20 protein-coding genes, 3 tRNA genes and 1 riboswitch are annotated in these 20,591 nt (G+C 42.4%); of the genes, 12 read left to right on the forward strand and 11 right to left on the reverse strand.

Annotated elements, in window-relative coordinates; genetic code table 11:
- Positions 1-269: 269 nt before the first annotated feature.
- Positions 270-1,256, reverse strand: a complete 987-nt coding sequence (locus RZO55_RS22250) for a hypothetical protein (protein WP_318066454.1) — start codon at positions 1,254-1,256, stop codon at positions 270-272.
- 567 nt (positions 1,257-1,823) lie between these two features.
- Between RZO55_RS22250 and RZO55_RS22255 the strand changes: the two genes are divergently transcribed.
- Together RZO55_RS22255 and RZO55_RS22260 are read left to right on the forward strand one after the other, a co-directional pair.
- On the forward strand, positions 1,824-2,150 hold the full coding sequence (locus RZO55_RS22255) for a hypothetical protein (RefSeq protein ID WP_318066455.1): 327 nt from the start codon (positions 1,824-1,826) through the stop codon (positions 2,148-2,150).
- A gap of 364 nt (positions 2,151-2,514) precedes the next feature.
- On the forward strand, positions 2,515-2,763 hold the full coding sequence (locus RZO55_RS22260) for a hypothetical protein (RefSeq protein WP_318066456.1): 249 nt from the start codon (positions 2,515-2,517) through the stop codon (positions 2,761-2,763).
- Between the two features lie 114 nt (positions 2,764-2,877).
- Here RZO55_RS22260 and RZO55_RS22265 read toward each other — a convergent pair.
- Positions 2,878-2,950 (reverse strand) — tRNA-Gly (locus RZO55_RS22265).
- Between the two features lie 334 nt (positions 2,951-3,284).
- On the opposite strand from RZO55_RS22265, the gene RZO55_RS22270 reads away from it, so the two are divergent.
- The 5 genes from RZO55_RS22270 to RZO55_RS22290 are packed head-to-tail and all read left to right on the forward strand — an operon-like array spanning position 3,285 to position 8,526.
- Entirely contained in the window at positions 3,285-3,878 is a 594-nt protein-coding gene (locus RZO55_RS22270; protein ID WP_318066457.1) for a TetR/AcrR family transcriptional regulator, read from the forward strand.
- Between the two features lie 9 nt (positions 3,879-3,887).
- Complete coding sequence (locus RZO55_RS22275) at positions 3,888-5,402, forward strand: ABC transporter ATP-binding protein (protein WP_318066458.1); 1,515 nt, start codon at positions 3,888-3,890, stop codon at positions 5,400-5,402.
- A gap of 3 nt (positions 5,403-5,405) precedes the next feature.
- Positions 5,406-6,467, forward strand: coding sequence for an ABC transporter permease (locus RZO55_RS22280; protein ID WP_318066459.1), 1,062 nt, complete (start codon positions 5,406-5,408; stop codon positions 6,465-6,467).
- A complete protein-coding gene (locus tag RZO55_RS22285; RefSeq protein WP_318066460.1) occupies positions 6,467-7,408 on the forward strand; it encodes an ABC transporter permease in 942 nt (313 codons plus the stop codon). Before RZO55_RS22280 ends, RZO55_RS22285 begins: the two co-directional genes overlap by 1 nt.
- Before the next feature lie 59 nt (positions 7,409-7,467).
- The gene (locus RZO55_RS22290) at positions 7,468-8,526 is read left to right on the forward strand and encodes a BMP family protein (RefSeq protein ID WP_318066461.1); all 1,059 of its coding nucleotides are present in this window, start codon (positions 7,468-7,470) and stop codon (positions 8,524-8,526) included.
- A gap of 132 nt (positions 8,527-8,658) precedes the next feature.
- Here the strand turns inward: RZO55_RS22290 and RZO55_RS22295 are convergent, their stop codons facing one another.
- On the reverse strand, positions 8,659-9,267 hold the full coding sequence (locus tag RZO55_RS22295) for a hypothetical protein (protein ID WP_318066462.1): 609 nt from the start codon (positions 9,265-9,267) through the stop codon (positions 8,659-8,661).
- 267 nt (positions 9,268-9,534) lie between these two features.
- On the opposite strand from RZO55_RS22295, the gene RZO55_RS22300 reads away from it, so the two are divergent.
- The gene (locus RZO55_RS22300; protein WP_318066463.1) at positions 9,535-9,702 is read left to right on the forward strand and encodes a hypothetical protein; all 168 of its coding nucleotides are present in this window, start codon (positions 9,535-9,537) and stop codon (positions 9,700-9,702) included.
- Between the two features lie 38 nt (positions 9,703-9,740).
- On the opposite strand, the gene yiaK is transcribed toward RZO55_RS22300, so the two are convergent.
- The 3 genes from yiaK to RZO55_RS22315 all read right to left on the reverse strand — a co-directional run bounded on the left by yiaK (position 9,741) and on the right by RZO55_RS22315 (position 11,294).
- Positions 9,741-10,790 carry a 3-dehydro-L-gulonate 2-dehydrogenase gene (yiaK, locus tag RZO55_RS22305; protein ID WP_318066464.1) on the reverse strand — a complete coding sequence of 350 codons (1,050 nt, stop codon included), beginning with the start codon at positions 10,788-10,790 and terminating at the stop codon, positions 9,741-9,743.
- Between the two features lie 318 nt (positions 10,791-11,108).
- A tRNA-Gly gene (locus RZO55_RS22310) sits at positions 11,109-11,179 on the reverse strand.
- Positions 11,180-11,221: 42 nt separating this feature from the next.
- Positions 11,222-11,294: transfer RNA gene (locus RZO55_RS22315), tRNA-Phe, on the reverse strand.
- Positions 11,295-11,459: 165 nt separating this feature from the next.
- Between RZO55_RS22315 and RZO55_RS22320 the strand changes: the two genes are divergently transcribed.
- From RZO55_RS22320 to RZO55_RS22330, 3 genes are all read left to right on the forward strand, one after another.
- Entirely contained in the window at positions 11,460-12,008 is a 549-nt protein-coding gene (locus RZO55_RS22320; protein ID WP_318066465.1) for a PadR family transcriptional regulator, read from the forward strand.
- Complete coding sequence (locus RZO55_RS22325; RefSeq protein ID WP_318066466.1) at positions 12,005-13,618, forward strand: NAD(P)H-dependent oxidoreductase; 1,614 nt, start codon at positions 12,005-12,007, stop codon at positions 13,616-13,618. Before RZO55_RS22320 ends, RZO55_RS22325 begins: the two co-directional genes overlap by 4 nt.
- A gap of 42 nt (positions 13,619-13,660) precedes the next feature.
- Positions 13,661-13,735: riboswitch (Fluoride riboswitch) on the forward strand.
- 53 nt (positions 13,736-13,788) lie between these two features.
- A complete protein-coding gene (locus RZO55_RS22330) occupies positions 13,789-14,973 on the forward strand; it encodes a cation:proton antiporter (protein ID WP_318066467.1) in 1,185 nt (394 codons plus the stop codon).
- 62 nt (positions 14,974-15,035) lie between these two features.
- Here the strand turns inward: RZO55_RS22330 and RZO55_RS22335 are convergent, their stop codons facing one another.
- Positions 15,036-15,467 (reverse strand): hypothetical protein, encoded by a 432-nt coding sequence (locus RZO55_RS22335; RefSeq protein WP_318066468.1) that lies wholly within the window; start codon positions 15,465-15,467, stop codon positions 15,036-15,038.
- Positions 15,468-15,534: 67 nt separating this feature from the next.
- Between RZO55_RS22335 and RZO55_RS22340 the strand changes: the two genes are divergently transcribed.
- Positions 15,535-15,927, forward strand: a complete 393-nt coding sequence (locus tag RZO55_RS22340; protein WP_318066469.1) for a desulfoferrodoxin family protein — start codon at positions 15,535-15,537, stop codon at positions 15,925-15,927.
- Between the two features lie 20 nt (positions 15,928-15,947).
- Here the strand turns inward: RZO55_RS22340 and RZO55_RS22345 are convergent, their stop codons facing one another.
- The 4 genes from RZO55_RS22345 to RZO55_RS22360 all read right to left on the reverse strand — a co-directional run bounded on the left by RZO55_RS22345 (position 15,948) and on the right by RZO55_RS22360 (position 20,469).
- Positions 15,948-17,921, reverse strand: coding sequence for a methyl-accepting chemotaxis protein (locus RZO55_RS22345; RefSeq protein ID WP_318066470.1), 1,974 nt, complete (start codon positions 17,919-17,921; stop codon positions 15,948-15,950).
- Between the two features lie 145 nt (positions 17,922-18,066).
- On the reverse strand, positions 18,067-18,801 hold the full coding sequence (locus RZO55_RS22350) for an ABC transporter permease (RefSeq protein WP_318066471.1): 735 nt from the start codon (positions 18,799-18,801) through the stop codon (positions 18,067-18,069).
- Between the two features lie 4 nt (positions 18,802-18,805).
- Positions 18,806-19,555, reverse strand: a complete 750-nt coding sequence (locus tag RZO55_RS22355; RefSeq protein ID WP_318066472.1) for an ABC transporter permease — start codon at positions 19,553-19,555, stop codon at positions 18,806-18,808.
- A complete protein-coding gene (locus RZO55_RS22360; RefSeq protein WP_318066473.1) occupies positions 19,555-20,469 on the reverse strand; it encodes an ABC transporter ATP-binding protein in 915 nt (304 codons plus the stop codon). The genes RZO55_RS22355 and RZO55_RS22360 overlap by 1 nt, the downstream gene beginning before the upstream one ends.
- Between the last annotated feature and the right edge of the window lie 122 nt (positions 20,470-20,591).

Raw genomic sequence — 20,591 nt, forward strand, 5'->3', positions numbered from 1 at the left:
CATCGATAGACCATACTAATCCAACACTTTTATCTAATTCCTTTCTCTCTGGAATTCTGGGATAAAAAACAACCTTTTTCACTCACATGGAACAGCCGCATACCAGACCCGCCCTTTCACAAATAATTTACGCAATAAACCGTAATTCCATTTCTAATATCTTAAGGTTGTACAGCGAAAAATGCAACCTATAAAATAAAAAGCCCTGTAATACAAGGCTTTTTAAAGGTTATAAATGCAAGTTCAGATACTATAGAATATAAACACTATCAGGCTCCCGTCCATGCTCCATCGTTTCCTACCCGATACCCATCCGGTGTCTTCGTATTGATATCCATGGCACCATCATCTCCACAATAGTACCACTTGTCTTTCCAATTGACCCAGCCGGTCACCATGTAACCTGATTCATTGAAATAATACCAGTTACCATTAATATACTGCCAGTTACTGACCGTATAAGTATTGTCAGTTCGATACTTCCAGCCTTTATCATCTTTTATCCATTTGCCGCTGCGCAGATCCCCAGGGCCTGTCAGCGTATCAGCAGAGCCACCGGAACTTATATTTTCAGCATCTTTCGGATTTACATGCCAGGAATCGGATTTTTTCCAGCTCCCCTTAAGCAAGGAATCCGTTATTGCACGTACTTTATAGGTATAGGAACCAGATTTTGTGATATGATCGGAAAAATCAAAACTTGTTTCCTCAGTTTTTAACACAGAAGTTACGGATTGGCTGCCACAGAAAAGCTGTACCTCATACTTATCTGAGTCACCCGCTGCGTTCCATCTGGCTATCCCATTCATCTCATCCCATTCCAGATCACTTAAAGCTAAATCACGCACAATAATGTCATATCCAGAAAAGACATCTAATGCAATATATGCTGTTATATCCCAACCATTTGACGTGCAATCTGCTAACGTTCCACTAGCTCCACTGACGGATATACGCTTTTTTAAGGTTCCATCAGAAAATGTATTGTTATGATCAGCCTTCAGTCGAACTTTCAGAATATGTGCATCATCATCAGTCCAATTAATATCAGCTCCTCTAATTACAGTTACATCATCTACATAGTACATATTGGAATCAGTGGTTACACTGGCTTCAACATCGTTCCCATCACTTTGTAAATCGATAATAATTCTTACCTCCTTTATTGTGTCAGTTGAAGCCATGGATGTAAGCGGAGTCGCCATCATGCAGATACATGCCCCTAATAATGCAATAATCTTTTTGTGCAAATACATATCATTTCCCCCTTAATATATTTGTTATGAATATAATACATGAATCATAAAGTATTATTTCTTAACTATCGTTTTAATTATAACATCAAAACTCCTTTTCATAATTCTATTAATTTATCCTATTGTTGGGCATTTACTTATAAGCTTTGATAAAACAGGTCGATATGGCAAAGAAGATAAACAGAATACTAATCACATAAGTTCTATACTTACTATATAATAAAAAATAGGACTTCCGAAAACCGGAAATCCGAATAAACACTAGCTTTTCTGAAAAAGCGCGAGACGGGACTCGAACCCGCTATCCCGACCTTGGCAAGGTAATTTCCTTGTAATCTATAGTTTACCATAGTTACCTTATCATTGTAAATACGTTGTTTTGGATTGTCAACAGTTTTCTAGACAACCAAAACTGTTTAAATATTCTATTCGACACATGATCAGCCTCCTTTTCCTAATTAAATCCTCTTAAGCTCAGTTGCTTTTTCACGTTTTTTTATAATAATGTGGCACTTTCTTATATTAAGAATATAATATTCTGGAGATTATATTCTTGAAAGGCTAATTATGTATATAAATTTTGTTTATGCTTACCGTATTCAAGATACTGTTATGGTTTTAATAAGATCCGACTCTGTAAGTGTTTGTGATAAAGTGACCATTTCTGGCACATATCCTGGAGATATTCACTATTTTATGGATCCAGGTAAAGCACATCTATTTATTGATTATTCCTCCCCTGATCAACTTTGTAATGAAATATTTAAACCTTGGCTGGCAAGTGTTATACTGGAAGATTCCATTCATAATGAGGTAGAAATCTTTATAAATAGAGAAAGCGTAATATCTGTTCCCATAATTAATTATCCTGCCCCATATAATTTTTCAATTTAAAATCTTATGATATAGATTAGGCAGTGAGAATTACATCGCTACTTTTATTTCTGATACCCCTATGTTTTTCTCTTATAACCTTCCAACCTAATAAGGTCGGAAGGTTATGTAATTACTGGCACGTTACCACTCAGTTGAAACAATCCTATACGCCATAATGCTCCTAACTCATTAGTTCCCAATTCGTCAGAATCACACAGCGCATCTGCTGCGCAAAAGATTGATATGGAAAAAGAAAAACCACCTCGAGGATAAAATATGGTGTGATAACGATTATCTGTTTGTCAGTCAACATGGAAACCCTATAAAGCCCCAACAATATGCAAGAGCATTTAAGAGATTGCTTACTGCTCATATTAAGAGTATGGAAGAGTATGAGAACGCACATGGAAAATTACCAAAAGGTGAAATGAAATTATCTTACATATCTTTATATGGATTTCGAACGAGCTTCGCTACCAATAACATGCGGCGTTTTCCGAATGCAGCTTTGATTTCATCAATTATGGGGAACAGTCCTAAGACATTGATCCAGTTTTATACTCAAACTGATACCGATATGCAGAAAGAATTAATTGATAACTATGTTTGTATAGAAAGGACTATATCATGATTTACCCTAGTTACCCAAAAACTTTAAGGAAAAACTTTAAGTACTTTTACTTATGTAAACAAAAAGAAGACTTCCGAAAACCGGAAATCCGAATAAACACTAGCTTTTCTTAAAAGCGCGAGACGGGACTCGAACCCGCGACCCCGACCTTGGCAAGGTCGTACTCCACCAACTGAGCCACTCGCGCATATATATATTTGTTTCACAACACTGGCATTATACCATATGCGGGACAAATTTGCAATAGATTTCTAATTTTTTTTATTACAGAAATAATATAAAACAAATGTGCATTTCTAATAATTTGGAAACTTTATCCATTACTGTATCTTAGCAAATCACTGGTAATATCACCCATTATCCCTTATTATTTTCCTAATTATATTAATTTTGAAGTGCTTTTATTTTATAATCTTAATCCATCACTTAATATATCCAATTATTCTGATTTTTCATTGACACCATTCTGACGGTTCCGTATAATGCAAGAAATTGGTCATCTGACCAAAAGGGGGCATGATATGGGGCAAATTTTATCAACAGAAGACCGAATTCTGGATGCAGCCCTTACAATCATTCAGGAAAAGACCATCGGAGGCTTGAGAATCAGGCAGGTGGCAGAAAAAGCACATTTATTTCAATCCAATATTCACTACTACTATAACAGTAAGAAAGAACTTCTCCTTGCTGTTCAAAGAAAAGTCTTAAACCGTTACCGCGAAATCCGCCAGCAATCCATAAACCAATCGGGAATTGGTCCGGAAGCGACCCTGGAAGATCATCTGGACATTTTTATAAAACAAAAGATTTACACAATTTTAATAGAAGATAAATATGATGTTGCTGAGCTGGATTTTTGGAATCAATCCCGCCTGGATCCTGACATGCATCAGGAATTCTGCCGCTCCTATCAAAACTGGCGGAGCGAAATACGGGAAATCACAGAAAAATTTGCACCTGATATGCCTTTGGCAAAACAGAATCTGGTTGCAGGAATTGCCGTCTCATTACTGGAGGGAGCCACGGTTCAGTTTCTGGTTGACAAGGAAGCATTTGATTTAGATTTATATTTTGCCTATTGCAAATCAATCCTGATCCGGGAGATCAGAGGCTAGGAGGAACCAATGAAGGAATTGCTGAGAATGGAGAAGATCACCAAGCAGTTTGGGGATGTATATGCCAACCGCAATATCAATCTCTCTGTGAGAGAGGGAGAGGTACATACTCTGCTGGGGGAGAACGGCGCTGGAAAAAGCACATTGATGAATATTTTAATCGGCTTGTACCAGCCCACAGGAGGAAGCATTTTTCTCCGTGGAGAAAAAGTAAAAATTGATTCTCCAAAGGCAGCAGTAAAGATGGGAATCGGCATGGTTCACCAGCATTTCATGCTTGTGGAGGCCATGACCGTATTGGAAAACATTATTCTTGGAAGCCGGAAGGATTCCTCTGTTTTCATAAAAAAGGATCAGGTCAGAAAAGAAATTCTTGCTCTCTCAGAAAAATACGGTCTCGATGTGGAGCTGGACAAGCTGATTACTGAGATTTCTGTTGGCGCTCAGCAAAGAGTGGAAATTTTAAAAGCCTTATACCGGGGAGCGGAGCTTCTTATTCTGGATGAACCAACGGCGGCCCTCACCGACATGGAGGCGGAAGGGCTTTTTTCCATTATCCGCAAGCTGACCAGAGAACAGAAATCCGTGATCTTTATATCCCATAAAATGAGAGAGGTACTTTCCATCAGTGACCGGATTACAATTCTGCGGACCGGGGAAACTGTCACCACATTAAATAAAGAAGATACCGATGGCACCCAGCTGGCAAATTTAATGATCGGAAGAGAAATGGTACCCAGTAATTATAAAAAAGTCACCTCTCCAGGAGATGAAGTCTTAAGATTTCAGCAGATCAGTTATCAAAAGCAGCAGAAACACAGCGGCTTAAACGATGTCAGCCTGACAGTCCGGAAGGGTGAAATCCTGGGCATTGCCGGAGTGGACGGGAACGGACAGTCACAGCTGGCGCAGCTGGCTGCAGGAATTATTGCACCGGAGGAAGGAAACGTGTTGTTAAAGGCCTCCCGCATCTCCCGCTTTGCACCCAATGGCTTCATTCTCTCCCATGTTTCTCATGTCCCGGAAGACCGTAATAAAATGGGACTCATCGGCAATATGACAGTCAGGGAAAATCTGGTTTTAAAAGCAACAGAAGAAGACCGTTTTTCCTATGGACACGGCGCGCTGTTAAAGAATAAAGCTATTACTAAATTTGCTCTTGAGATGAAGGAAAAAAATGATATCCGCTGCGCTTCCATCGAGCAAGAGGTGCGCAACCTCTCCGGAGGCAACCAGCAGAAAATAATACTGGCAAGAGAAATGGAGAATGACCCGGAGCTCTTAATCGCAGTTCATCCCACCAGAGGATTAGATATCGGAGCTGCCCGTTATGTGCATGATACCATGGCTGCTGCCAGGGATAAGGGCTGCGCAATTCTCTTAATCAGTGCAGATTTTGATGAGATACTTAATCTGTCCGACCGGATTCTGGTTATGTTCGAAGGTCAGGTCATGGGAACCTATTCAGGTGTCAATCCGCCCATAGAACAAATCTCACTTGCAATGGCAGGAAAGGGGAATTAGGACATGAAACAAAAAGAAAATTTAATGAAAGTCATCGTGCCCGTACTATCCATTCTTGTGGCATTCATCATTGGAGGAATTATTATTATCTGCCTGGGTAAGAACCCCTTTCAGGCATATGGATTTCTGTTTTCAGGGGCATTCGGAAGCAGCAGAAAAATCGCCCAAACCCTTGTGATTGCCTGTCCTTTAATCTTTACCGGATTGACCGCTGCCTTCTCCTATAAATGCGGTGTGTTCAATCTTGGCGGAGAAGGTCAGTTTGTAATGGGCGCTGTTGCAAGCATCTTTTTTGTAACAAAATCAGGAATGGAGGGAATAGCAGGAATTCTGTTAAGCCTCATGGTCGGAGCAGCAGCCGGAGCATTGTGGGGTGCCATTCCCGGAATATTGAAAATAACAAGAGGCTTAAATGAAATGATTGTCAGCATTATGCTGAACTATGTAGCAACTCTTTTTATGGGTTACGTTTATACCACACTTCTGCGTGATGGAAGCGTGCCTCAGACTTTTGCCATTCCTGCCAGCACCAAACTGTCAGTTATTTCAAAAAGCTTTCCGGTTCACTGGGGTGTCTGGATTGCATTGTCTCTTGCATTTGCAGGCTACTATTTTCTTTTCTATACCTCAAAAGGGTTTAAGCTGAGAGCAGTTGGATTAAACTCCACTGCAGCATTTTTTAACGGCTTTCCTGTTAACCGGTATGTACTCTTCTCCTTTATCGCCTCAGGAGCGGTGGCTGGACTTGGCGGAAGCGTGGAACTTCACGGCAAACAATTAAGACTGATGGGCGGATTTGGTCAGGGCTTCGGCTTTGACGGTGTTGCAATCGCACTGATCGCACAGCTTAATCCCATCGGAACCGCCGCTGTGGCATTTATTTTCGCCATTCTGAGAAAGGGAGCAAGCACCTTACAGACCGGCATGCAGATTCCCACTGCAGTGGTTGATATAATTCAGGCACTGGTCATTATTTTTGCAGTGGCAGGCACTGCACTTTTAAAACTTCCTGCAATCAGACAATACATAAACAGCCATATGGGAAAAAAGGAGGTCACTAACTGATGGATGCATTTTTAAACATGAATTTTCTTACAGAGCTTCTGCTTTCCACCATTCGCATGGCTACTCCAATCTTGTTTGTTGCTTTGGCTGAAACCTATTCGGAACGGGCTGGCTTAGTCAATATCGGTCTTGACGGCATCATGTCCTTTGGCGCATTAATCGGATTCCTGATCGGATATCGCAGCGGAAGCCCTGTGGTAGGGATTCTTGCCGGAGCCCTGTCGGGAATTGCCATTAATATGATTTATGCCTTCTGTACCATCCAGTTATGCGCGCCGCAGATCGTATACGGTATGGCGATTAATATCTTTGCTCCGGCACTGGCTTCCTTTATTTACCGCCTTTCCTTTTCTGATACCTCCACACTCATTCAGGGCGTATCCATGAAGGCGCTTCCTATTCCGGTTCTAAACAGGATACCGGTTCTTGGTCCATTGTTCTTTCACCACATCCCTCTGGTATATGCAGCATATCTTCTGGTACCCGTTACGGCTGTTTTCTTTAGCCGGACAAAAGCCGGACTTAACTTTAAAGCCGTAGGAGAATTTCCAAAAGCTGCAGAAACACTGGGAATCAATGTGGTGCTCCAGAAATACCTTGCCTGCGTTATCTGTGGTGCACTTGCAGGAATCGGCGGTGCATATTTAACCATCTGTTACACCAGTACTTACTCCGAGGGAATCGTGGCAGGCCGTGGTTTTATCGCCCTGTCAGCCGTTATATTCGGACGCTGGATGCCTTCCGGTGTCATGTTAGCCTGCCTGCTTTTTGGTTTCTGCGATGCACTGCAGATCCGGCTCCAGCTTTTAAGTCCATCAACGCCCTACCAGTTACTCCAGATGATTCCCTATCTGTGCACCCTGTTTGTTCTTGCATTTTTCGGAATACGCAAAAACGGTCCGAAGGCCAACGGTCAGCCCTATTACAGAGAAGAACGCTGATGATAATTCCAGGATAGCCCTGCGAATATATATTTTTTCAACATAAAAGGAGGATTTTTATGAAAAAGACTATGAAAACAGCTTCACTTATCATGGCTGCAGTTCTTACCGCCATGAGTCTTGCTGCATGCGGCGGTACAGCTGCTCCAGAAAAGACAGAATCATCTGCAGCAGAGACTACAGCAGCAGAGACCACAAAAGCAGGTGACACCCAGGCGGCCGCTGACACAAAAGCTGGCGGCTTTAAGGTAGCCATGGTCCTTGATTCTTCTGTTTCTGACGGAGGCTGGGGAGCAAGCTGCTATCAGGCTATGGTTAATGCAGCTAAGGACAGCGGCTGGGAAACTGTGTATACCGACAATGTTGCTACTGCTGATTATGCCACTGTTATGACAGACTATGCAGAGCTGGGCTATAACCTGATCTTTGCACCTGGAAATCAGTATACCGATGCTGTAAAGCAGGTAGCAGAGGAATATCCGGAAATCAATTTTGCTCTGTTAAATGGTACCGTTGAAACAGAAAACATTACCTCCATTCTCCCTGATGCAAAGCAGATCGGCTACATGGCAGGCGCTCTTGCCGGTCTCATGAGCAAGACAAACAACATCGGATTTATCGGCGGTATGGAGCTGGATACTACCAAAGCGAAGCTGGAATGTTATGAAAAGGCTGCAAAAAAGGTAAATCCTGATATTAAAGTATCTTCTGCTTATGCCGGATCTTTCAGTGATACTGCCAAGGGCAAGGAGATTGCTTCCTCCATGGTATCCACCTATGACGTTGATGTAATGTTCGGTGATGCTTCCGCCGTTGATACCGGTGCACGGGAAGCCCTGTCTGGTTCAGAAGGCAGATACGATATTGGTCAGCCCGGAGATTTAGGTTCTGCTGATGACAAGATCATCATCTGCTCTGTGGTAACAGATAATGCGGCATTATTAAAGGCATGTATGAAGGATGTAGAAGCAGATACTTTCGGCGGCCAGACCATCTACGGCGATTTAGGCAACGGCTGCTTAAGCATTGGATCATTCTCAAATGCAGTTCCTGAGGATATTCAGACTCAGTATAAAGAAATTGTAGGTCAGATTCAGGCAGGAACGTTTATTCAGTAATTAAAAAGCCCCGTGCATTCAGTATGACTCATACTTTCTTGCACGGGGCTTTTCCCTGTCTGTAAAACGGGGATCTTTCAAACGATACATAATGAACAGAATTGGGGAATCCTGATTAAATGATGCTATCTATTATTTTGTCAGTGCAAAGGATTCAAAGAACGTATCAATCTCCGGTGTTCTTTCTCCAGTACTGGAAACAGCCTGAAGCTGGTAAATACGATCTCCGGCAATGTAAACTCTGTGATAGAAGGTGATTGTATCAGATTCTAACGGAGCACTGTATTTTAATTCTTTTCCCATATACTCACCAAGAGTAATATCTTTGGTGTCTTCAATCGTATATGGAATATTGGAAACGGCTCCCTGCAGCATGGCTGCGGGGTCTGTATTACCAGCCTCTGGTATATCACTGTACATTACATTATAAAGAGCATCCTCCTGCTCAAGCATATAGGAATACAGATCTATTGCAGTTCCTTCAGAAGAAACGGACTGCTTCATCTCTTTAGGTGTTCCCGGATAGCTGGCTGTAAACATTCCATTGGGGTCTTCAAACGTTGTGAATGCATCTGCACCATCAGCGACGGTGCTCTCTTCTGTTGCCTTACTTTCTTCTGCCGCTGTCTGTGATTCTGCTGCTGTTGTGTCTGCTGCTGTGCTCTCAGTCTTTTTACTGCAGCCTGCAAGTGCTGCAATCAGTAAACAAGTCAGTAAAATACCATAAATTCTCTTTTTCATAATCTCTCCTTGTCAATTGTTATTGGCAATTCCCCTGCTTTTATATGTAAAATCGAAAGCAGTAAGATTATAACACAGAACTTATATAGTAACAAGTTTTTTTATATATAATTATTTTTTAATATTTTGTAACTTTTTATCCGTTCTGCCGGTGTCCATTCCTTCTTTACCGGTTTTTCTCTTCCAGAGCATGTATCATCTCTACCACAAACTCATGGGTGGGAACAGGAATGTGAATTTGATCATTTGTTCCAGCGCCTTCTTTACATGATCCATCTGACTACAGCCAATGCCCTTACTGTTACAGGCAGGACACAGGCTACGTTAGAGGAGCATGAGAATTTTTATCATCAGTTGAAAAGTGGAAATACAGATCAGGCTTATCAGATTCTGATTGCTCATCTCATGATGCCTCTTAGCATGAATTTAATCTGATAAAATCCCAGCTGGTAGACGGCTGTCAGATCTGTGTTTTATTTGCTTGCAATATCCTTAGTATCCAGATTCCCCGAAGCGATCGCTAAGATCTGTTCCCAGATCTGTTCGTCAACGGTGACTCCGTTTTCCATACTGTGCTTTCTGGTTTCCATGGTACGTTCACCGGGGCAGGCAACTTTACCTCCCTCTTTTTCCGGATGGCTGTTATCTGCAGCTTCAACTCTTCTGTTTAACATCTCCTGAATTTCTTCCTTTGCGCCGAAAAGATATGGATCGTAAGCAATGAATATCTGACAGCAGCCTGTACAGCTTCCTCTGCCTTCCTCATCCATATTAAGACCGCTTTTTCCATTGGCCATAAGAGCCGCCGCCAAATCAAGAGCAATGGCCATGGAACTTCCCTTCCAATATCCTGCAGGAAGTATCCTTCTGCTTTCTTCAATCGCTCCCGGATCATCTGTTAGACTGCCGTCTTTATCGAAGCCGCCGGGATATGGCAGCTTTTTGCCCGCCAGACGGTACACGCCAAGCTTTCCGTAGGCATACTGGCTCATTGCCATATCAAGTACGATGGGACCATCTTCTCTTGGAACTGCGATACAGAACGGATTGTTCCCTACTCCCGGTTCATCACTTCCCCAAAGCGGCATACAGCTTTCTGTATTGATCCAGCTCATTCCCATATATCCGGCTTCCGCCATTCTCCAGGCATAGGTGCCGCCCCGCATCCAGTGCGTGGTGTTTTTCAAAGCAACACAGCCGATTCCATGCTCTTTGGCAAGTTCCATGGCACGGTCTGCACAAAACAGGGCATTGGTGATGCCGATGCCCAGATGTCCGTCATAATTTTCAACTGCACCCTTGCCACCGACTAATTCCGGATCTCCTTCCGGATCAATTAAGCCTTTTAATACATATTCTACAAATCGTGGAACTCGGTTTAACCCATGGCTTTCCACTCCGTCTGCACTAGACTCGGTGTGAATCTTAGCACAGATTTCTGCCTTTTCTTTTGATAATCCTGCCTGCAGCAGCGCCTTCTCAACGGTTTCTCTCATTGTGTCATAAGGGATTTTTATACTCATTTCTTTTTCTCCTGTCCATTTTCTAATTATCATCTTAAAACGTTTCGATGTAAAATATTATTTACTTCATCTCTTTTGTAAAATATAACACATATATTATTATGCAAACAAGCTCATATTTCTAAATATATTAATTACTGATTGTCTGTCTGACCGTCGAATAAGCCTGCACCTATAACGCAAAAGTGCGATTCTGAAATTTTATATCCAGAACCGCACTCTTTGTTTATTAAAAGGAAGATAAACATGATTGTTTAAGTTAATTTACATATCAAAAACGGGCTGCCTCAGAAACAAGGCTGCCCGTTTTAATTATAAAGCGGGTGATGGGAATCGAACCCACGTATCCAGCTTGGAAGGCTGGTGTTCTACCATTGAACTACACCCGCAAGGATCTCAGAAAGATTTCAAATGCGCCTCGAAAAGCACAGTGCCCAAAGCCGGAATCGAACCAGCGACACGAGGATTTTCAGTCCTCTGCTCTACCAACTGAGCTATCTGGGCCTATTCTCCTGCAACATCAGTAATTTTACAAGATTTTTCCTCAATTGTCAAGACAAGTTTTTTTAATTTTGCAAAAAAATATAAAATAATAACAGTTTGCTGTTGACTATATTATAATTTTATTATATTATAATTTTATAATATTGCAGGAGGTAAACAAAAACCATGTCTTTAAGCCACAGCATACTGGGTTTTTTATCTTATGAAAGTATGACCGGATACGATCTTGCCAAAGCATTTGGTTCATCTGTCCGTTTCTTCTGGTACGCCCAGACCAGCCATATATATTTAGAACTGACTAAACTGGAAAAGAAGGAATTCGTCACCTGCGAAACCATTATCCAGACAGAAAAACCAAACAAAAAGCTTTATTCTATCACATCAAAAGGCAAAGAAGAATTTTTCCGCTGGCTCTCAGAGGAGAATCACGAATTTACCAAGGGAAATAAAAATGCTTTTTTAATGAAAGTATTCTTCTCCGGAAACAGACCACCCAGAGAGTGCATTGATATGCTTAATGATTTTATCAGTGACTGCAGCCTTTATGAGGGTGAAATGCAGCAGATTCCTGACAGCATCAGTCACTACAGCGGCTTGGTAAAAACAGACCAGAGGCTGTATTGGGAATTATCTGCAGATTTCGGCTACAGCTACATACAAATGTGTATGGACTGGGCCCGCAGATCCATCAAACGACTGGAGGAACTAACATGAATGTACTGATTATAAACGGAAGTCCCAGGGGCACTAAAAGCAATTCTCTGAAACTGACCGAATCATTTGTTCAGGGAATGGAAGAAAGCACTCCTGTTCACACAGAAACGCTTACCGTTTCCCAGCTCAGTATTAAGCCATGTCTGGGCTGCTTCCACTGCTGGAAGGAGACACCGGGAAAATGCTGTATATCCGATGATATGACCATGGTAATAGAAAAGATTCTGGCTGCTGATGTGGTCATATACAGCTTCCCCCTATATTATTACGGTCTTCCTTCCCCATTAAAGGCGCTGATAGACAGACAGCTTCCTATGGTACTGCCTTTTATGAACGAAGGAGACCACAGCGGTTCCCATCCTTCACGGTACAGCACTTCAGACAAACGTTATGTCCTGATCTCCACCTGCGGCTTTTATACCGCCAAAGGCAATTATGAAGCAATTGATGCCCAGTTTACCCACCATTTGGGTAAGGACAATTACGAAAGCATCTACTGCGGACAGGGTGAGCTTTTTTCCGTTCCCGAACTGAAAAACCGAACCGACGAGTATCGGGAGGTTGTCCGTGCAGCAGGCAGAGAATTTGCAGACAGCAGGGTCTCCCGGGAAACCAGAGACCTCTTAAACCAAATGCTTTATCCAAGAGATGTATTTGAACACATGGCAAATGCAAGCTGGGGAGTCGAACCACTGAACCAGGACAGTAAACAGGAAAAATCAGATCAGGCTGTTACATTTACCAGACAGATGGCGGCACTTTACCAGAAGAATTCCTGGAAAGGCAAGGATCTTGTTCTGGAAATGCACTATACGGATGAAGATATATCCGTACAGTTAATTATGGGCAAGGACGATTGTCAGGTTTTAACCCAGAATTTCAAACCATATACCACCAGAATCACAACGCCCCTTTCTGTGTGGATGCAAATCGCAAAAGGCGAAATTGACGGCCAGACTGCACTGATGAAGCATCTTTATCAGGTAGATGGTGATTTTCAGCTGTTAATTCACTGGGATGATTATATGGGTCTTTCTTCTAAGTCTCAGGTCCACCAAACGGCTCCAGTTAAAAAAAGCAATATGACCCTTATGCTGCTGCCATGGTTTCCTCTGTGGTTTACAGGCTTTTATCACCCTGTCTTTGGGGGTATTCTAACAATTATTATCAGTGCAGCCATACCGTTCTTTTTTTTCCGGTATCTGCCCACCCGTTTTGATGTGTTCTCCGGGTTTTCGGCGGCGCTTCTTGGACTCCTTGCTATAACCGGATTTCCCCCCTTGTATCTTATACCCATTTCCTATCTCCTGTTTGGACTGATGTGGACTGTGACCGTATTTATAAAAATTCCATTGTCCGCGCACTATTCCATGTATGGATTTGGCGGAGAACGTGCACTAAATATTCCTCTCTTTATAAAAACCAATCGGATTCTGACAGCATGCTGGGGAGTTCTTTATCTTTTCACCACTCTGTGGACGTATTTGTTTTTGAACTTTAATTACAGGCTGCCAGTCACCATCCTCAATACCTCACTTCCTTTTCTGCTTGGTTTTTTTACAAAATGGTTCCAGAAATGGTATCCGGCCCATTATGCATCCATAAAATAACAGAAAAAATAATTGTAAATTGTAAATAATTGTATTATAATACGAAAAGCAGGGAATGAGGTTCTCCCTAAGGCTAGTCCTTAAACCGCTTATTAAGCTGATGACTTCTGTGATAAAATATCGCAGACGTATCAGCTTTTTTAATCGTCTGCAAAGAATGGAGAAACAATATGTTATTATCACTGGCACTTATATTTCTTATTGGAATGACTCTGGGTTCCCTTTTTGAAAAACTGAGGATTCCCAGTCTTTTGGGAATGATCCTGACCGGCATGCTGCTTGGTCCTTACGTTCTTAACCTTCTCGATCCATCTATTCTGGGAATATCGGCGGATCTGCGTAAAGTCGCACTTATTATTATCCTCACCAGGGCCGGTTTAAACCTGGATATCCAGGATCTGAAGAAAGTGGGGCGCCCTGCTATTCTCATGTGCTTTATCCCCGCCAGCTGCGAGATTGCCGCTATGGTGATTTTCGCTCCCATGTTTCTGAACATCACACGGTTAGATGCTGCAATTATGGGAACGGTTGTGGCCGCGGTCTCACCGGCGGTAGTTGTACCCAGAATGTTAAAGCTTATAGAAAGCGGTTACGGGACAAAAAAAAGCATCCCCCAGATTATTATGGCTGGCGCTTCAGTTGATGACGTTTACGTAATTGTACTCTTTACTGCATTTACCGGCCTGGCAGGCGGAAAAGCAATCCGTCCATCTGATTTTCTCACCATACCTACCTCAATTGTATTCGGACTTTTGGGCGGTGCTGTTGCCGGTCTTCTTTTGTCCTTTTTCTTTCAGCGTTTTCACTTAAGAGACAGCGTAAAAGTTATGCTGATCCTTTCCATTTCGTTTCTTCTTGTAACGGCTGAGAATTACATTAAGGGTAACATTGGATTTTCCGGACTACTGGCAATTATGGCACTTGGCGCTACACTCAGACAGAAAAAATATGAACTATCCAGAAGACTTTCGCTTAAATTCTCCAAGCTCTGGGTTGCCGCAGAGGTTCTTCTGTTTGTTCTGGTAGGCGCTACTGTTAACATTCAATACGCACTCAGGGCCGGAATTATGGCTGTTCTTTTAATATTATGCGTCCTTGCTTTTCGGGTTGCCGGCGTATTCTTGTGTCTGATAAAAACTCCCCTCAATAAAAAAGAGCGCATATTTACCGCATTCGGATACATGCCAAAAGCAACCGTACAGGCTGCCATCGGCGGACTTCCTCTTGCCATGGGACTGTCTTGTGGAGACATTGTTTTAACAGTTGCCGTCTTGTCAATCCTGGTCACCGCTCCGCTGGGCGCCATTCTCATAGATCGGACGTATCAAGTACTGCTGGAACAAAATCATTCATAAAAATGCTGCGTTAAAAAACCGGAATCAGTCACCGTTTTTTTAACGCAGCATTCTTAATTTAGTTAAAGTGATATTTTCAACTGTTCTACATTGTTTTCTTCAAACTTCAGCAGACGCTTCATCAATTCCACAATCTCTTTTTCTGCTTCCCCTTCATACTGACGGATTCTTTTAATACAGTCAATGATACCCCGTACACTTCCAAGGATCAGCATTTCGGCCATATGGGAAGCAGTTTTGTCAATCATCGTCTTCATATCAATAGTCAGGTAGGTCATCACTTTTTGAAGCTGCCCTATTTCTTTTTCCTTATACCCATGTTTGTTTAATAGTTCCTTTGCCTCCTCATGAATGACTGTATATTCCTTCAGTTGTTCATGAATCTGTTTAATGAAGGCTTCATTATCCGTCATTGGTAAAAGTTGGTGTAATGTTTCCACTCCCATCTGGGAATTCTGATAAATGAAATTAAGTAATTCTGCATCAGCACTCATACCTGCACCTCTTTTCTTTTTTATTAGTATGAGGCAAAAAAATAATTTTTATTACAGGAGGAACACAATGAACCAAAAACCGTTATTTTTTACTGATAAAAATCGAAACGTCATCCTGGAAGCAATTCTTGGAACACCAAACGCTGCTATTCCAGATAGTTTAAAGCCCTTTGAAATCCTGGAACCTAATACTTCCGATGCCGCATCGGAAAAGCACGCACCTGTCCTGGAGACAAAGGGACTTCACGTCACAGTTAAGGTAGGAAGCGTGCTCCACCCTATGACAGAAGAACACAGTATTACCTGGATTATGCTTGAGACGAAGGCCGGATGCCAGATGAGAATCCATTTTACGCCAGATTGTGAACCAGTTGCCCATTTTACCCTGGAGGAAGGCGATTCTCCCAGAGCAGCTTATGCGTTCTGCAATCTTCATGGTTTCTGGAAAACAGAGGCGTAACTATAGAAAAACAGATTGAATCAGGCTTCTTCCTGATCTGATTCAATCTGCTTTTCATTTACCTGAAAATGTGACACTTCTGTCTGAAGAGCCTGTGCCTGTCTTGTCAGCCGTTCACTGGATTCTGAACTTTCTCTCGCAGTCTCCATATTTGACTGAACTGCTTCTGACACAGTTAAAAGACTCTGATTGATCTGTTCCATCACCTGTACCTGTTCCATGGAGGAGTTTTCTATCTCCCTGATTACTTCTTCCGTCAGACCAGCCTGTCCAGCTATCTCCTTCAGGACCCGATCCGTATTTACTGCCAGACTCCTGCCCTTTGAAACCGCATGGACGGACTGCTCCACTAACCCCTTGGTTTCCTTTGCTGCATCTGCGGATTTTGCAGCAAGATTACGGACTTCATCTGCAACAACTCCGAAGCCTTTTCCTGCAGCTCCTGCCCTGCCTGCCTCCACTGCAGCATTTAAAGCCAGTATATTGGTCTGAAAAGCGATATCTTCAATCAGCTTTGTAATGCCGCTGATTTTTCTGGAAGTTAAGTCCACCTCTTCCATTGCCTGATTTAATCTGCGCATATGTAAATTCCCTTCTTCCACTTTCTTTCCGGATTCTGTTACATAAGATGAAGCTTTCTTCACATACTCAGCATTTTTTACGGACTGTTGAAAGACCCCTGCTATAGAAGTCTGCAGTTCTTCTATGGCACCGGACTGCTCCGCAGATCTTTTTGCAAGCTCCTGGGCCCCATCCCAGACCTGCCCGGAGCCTTCCGTCACCTCATGTGCGGATGCCTTAATGCGCAGAAGCGTCTCTCTGAGCCGATATGCAATTGCCTCCATGGAAGTCCGGATTCCATTAAATTCACCAGGATACTCACAGCCGCTTTCCGCCTGTAAATTTCCACAGGATATTTCATACAGAAACCGGGATATGTCCGAGATGATTTCTTTATATTTTCCTGCCATCTCATTGACCTTCTGTACAATCTGTCCTATTTCATCACTCCTGCGAACAGACAATTCCAGATTTAAATCACCTCCTGACAGCCGTTCAATTGCCTCTGCCGCCTGTCCGATGGGTTTTGTAATTCTGTTTGCAATGTGCAGCATTGCCAGACCCGCAAGTATCATGGAAACAATCCCAAGCAGCAGGGATCCCAGAATAGAGATTGTTACCTCTGACATAAATTCCGACTCCATAGCCGTTACATTCACAGACCAGCCATCCGTATCTGCTATAGGAGTATATGCCCCGATTTTATTCTTTCCGTTTATCCGGAAAAACCGGAAACCAGCCTCACCTTTTATCATGGAACTCTCCAGGCTGGCAGCCTCTGCATATGCTCCTGGATCCTTTTTTGCATCTTCAATATCATTTTGGCCGGATAAAACAAGTGAAAAATCTTCATGAGCCATTTTCCTGCCTTCCCGGTTTATCATATAAGTGCTTCCTGTATTTCCCAGTTTGGTATCTTTTATAATTTCTTCAAATACAGAGTATGGAAATTCCAGGACAACTACAATGTCTCCATAGGGATAAATGTATTCGTAAGAAACTTTTCCTTCTTTTATAATTGGATCTGATATGGAAGGCTTTCCTTCTTCCGCCTTCATAAATGCCGGATCCTGACTATAGGAATCTCCGTTTACAATAGAAACTCCGTCCTTGGAGAGTATATCAATCCTGTTTAAACCATACTGGGAGCTGGACATGTTTAAAAACAGCCCTATATTTCCTCCCCGCGCAACATTCCCCTTCTGATACAAAGCAATGGATTCAGCAATCACCGAATACTCTTTTAACTGCTGAGAGATTTTTTCTGACACCAGTTCAGACGTCTCTTTTAAACATTTGTTCAGAGTTCTGCGGTTTAAATTATAAGAAAAATATACAGATCCCGCAGACAAAATAAATACAATAAAAATGATACAACCCATAGTAAATAAGATCAATTCTCTTTTGATTCCTGCTATCTTACGTCTCTTCATTCCTGCTGTCCTCCGATATAAACGTATGGCTCTATTCCATTATGGAAAGAGACAGGATTATTATAACGGATAATATTCTGATAAGTATAGATGCTTTACCAATATTTTACAATTTTTACCAAATGCTTACACAATTACTTCCTTTCTAGGAAGCCACGACATCTTTCTTTCTCAACCATATGATAGCTGCTCCTGTTGATGCTGTCAGATAAAACAGGCAGCCTGCCAGAAACTGCCCCTGACTGCATGCCATCGGGCCGCCCGGACTGTTAGCCCTCATTCCCAGGCTTAACAATGTGTAGGGATAGAAAGCTCCAAACCCTTTGGAAAGAGCTGCAATTCCCAGAATTCCTCCAGCCATTGCAATTCCTACCGGTACCGCAAAGCTTCGGATAATCAGTGAAAGGAAAAGCTGGACACTGCAGATGACAACTCCTCCCAGAGTCCCAAACGCCAGCCATTCAAAAAGCTCCGGCGGAACCGGACCTGAAAGACCCGATAACTTTCCGGAAAGTATAAACAAAATCCCTACCCAAATCTGAGTCATCATCACCATGGCAGATGCCGCAATGAGTTTTGCCAGATATAAATACAGCATAGGAACAGGCAGCGTCATGACACAATTCCAGTTATGATTGGTGTGCTCCAGCCGGAAAAGGTAAGAGCAGTAAACAGCAATTGTTGCAGGCAAAAAGAAATAACAGGTGAACAACGTATGCTGAGTCCAGAGACTGTACCACCCGTCCTCCAGAATTTCAATATTTTGAAGATAATTAAATGTCCCCATAAAAGCAGGGAGAACAGGAAGAATAAGAAAAGCCAGCCATACAGGGCTGCGTCTTAACTTCATCCGTTCCCCGCAAAGTACATTCCATAACATATTCTTATCGCTCCTTTCTGATAAAGCACCAGCGTCCTGTCAGATAGATTGCTGCAAACAATCCCAAAAGCAGCACAAAGCCACTCCAGTCAACCGGAATATACTGCAGATCCGCGATTTTAGTCTGACTGTCCCAATTCATCTTTACCGGTGTTAAAACCCCGTAGTAACTCCATATGATTCCTTTTTGTATGCCAGGTGGCAGAAACAGGGAAAAAAGTCCTGCAAAGCTTCCTGTAATTCCAACGATCAACGGAATCATCTGATTGGAAAATAATAAAGAAACCACCTGCTGAAGCGCTAAAATGGTAATAGTCACCGTAACCGTAGTAATCAGACCGTAAACAAGGTACCCCGGTGAAAACGTTCCTGTAAATCCCACCGTTTTTCCCAGAATGATAATGAATAAGGTCTGGGCAGTGCCTACCGCCGCCATATACAGGGAGGCACAAATAAACTTCGCATCAAACAGGGCACCTGCGGGCATCGCCGTCAGGAGCAGCTTAAAGGTCTGTCCCTTATGTTCCAGATCACAGATTCTGGAAGCTGTTATTGCCGCAATCATAGGCATCAAAATCGTATTGAGAACAGAAAAATGATACTGACACTGCATATACCCCTGTGACAGCTCTTTGGCATTCATATCCCGAAATGCCCATAATGCCCACAGACACTCAACTCCAAACAGCGCCACAATCGTAACCCATATTTTTTTCCTTCGCATTTTATAAAATTCAAGGTATATTCCTTTCATTAAAGATTCACCGCCATTCCCGTTAATTCCAAAAATATATCCTCCAGCGTTTTTTTCCGTTCTTCTATCCGGACAACACCAATCTCATTCTTTAAAAACTGCAGAAAATATTCCGCCAGTTTTCTGTCAGAAAGTCTGGGGATCAGTAAAAAGCTCCCATCTTCCTGACAGGAAATCCCCTGGCTGCTTAATACGTTACTGGCCGCTTCATTATTAAGAGTACGAATTGCAATACAACTGTCACTTCTGTCATGAAGCACAGACAGCCGATCCTGAAAAACCAGTTCTCCTCTGCTGATCACACCAATATGCCCGGCCATCTGGTCAATTTCGCTTAGTAAGTGACTGGATACCATTACCGTCATACCAAAAGAGTGAGGCAGCGAACAAATCAGCTCCCGTATCTCCTGGATACCGGCAGGATCCAGTCCATTGGTGGGTTCATCTAAAACAAGTAGTTTGGGATTTCCTAACAGTGCGGCGGCAAGCCCCAGCCTCTGCTTCATTCCCAGAGAATACTGACCCACCTTTTTATCTTTTTGTTTTTCCAGGCGGACAAGCTTCAGCACACGGTCAACTTCATGATCCGGGAGCTCTTTTAAGGTACTGATTATTTTCAAATTTTCTTTTCCTGTAAGGTGTGCATAGTAACTTGGTGATTCAATGAGAGAACCCGTTTCTTTTAAAATGGAAAGGCGGTTTTTACTGTTTACCAGTTTATCAAATACAGTAATAGTCCCGCATGTTGGTTTTGCAAGTCCCAGTATCATCTTCATTGTGGTGGATTTTCCTGCTCCATTCGGACCGAGAAATCCGTAAATCACCCCTTCAGGTACTGTAAGGTCTAAATCCTTTACTCCCATGGCAGATCCATATTGTTTGCAAAGACCATTGGTAGTAATAATATTTGTCATTCTGTTCATCTCCTTTGCTTTTATGGTCTCAGTCTAACAAAGCAGCCTTACACCGACCTGTAGGCCACCTTACATTTACCTTAAACATTTACTTTTTCGTTCAAAAACCCTTCATTTCGGTT

Source organism: Clostridium boliviensis, assembly GCF_033342255.1.
Taxonomy (GTDB): domain Bacteria; phylum Bacillota; class Clostridia; order Lachnospirales; family Lachnospiraceae; genus Lacrimispora; species Lacrimispora boliviensis.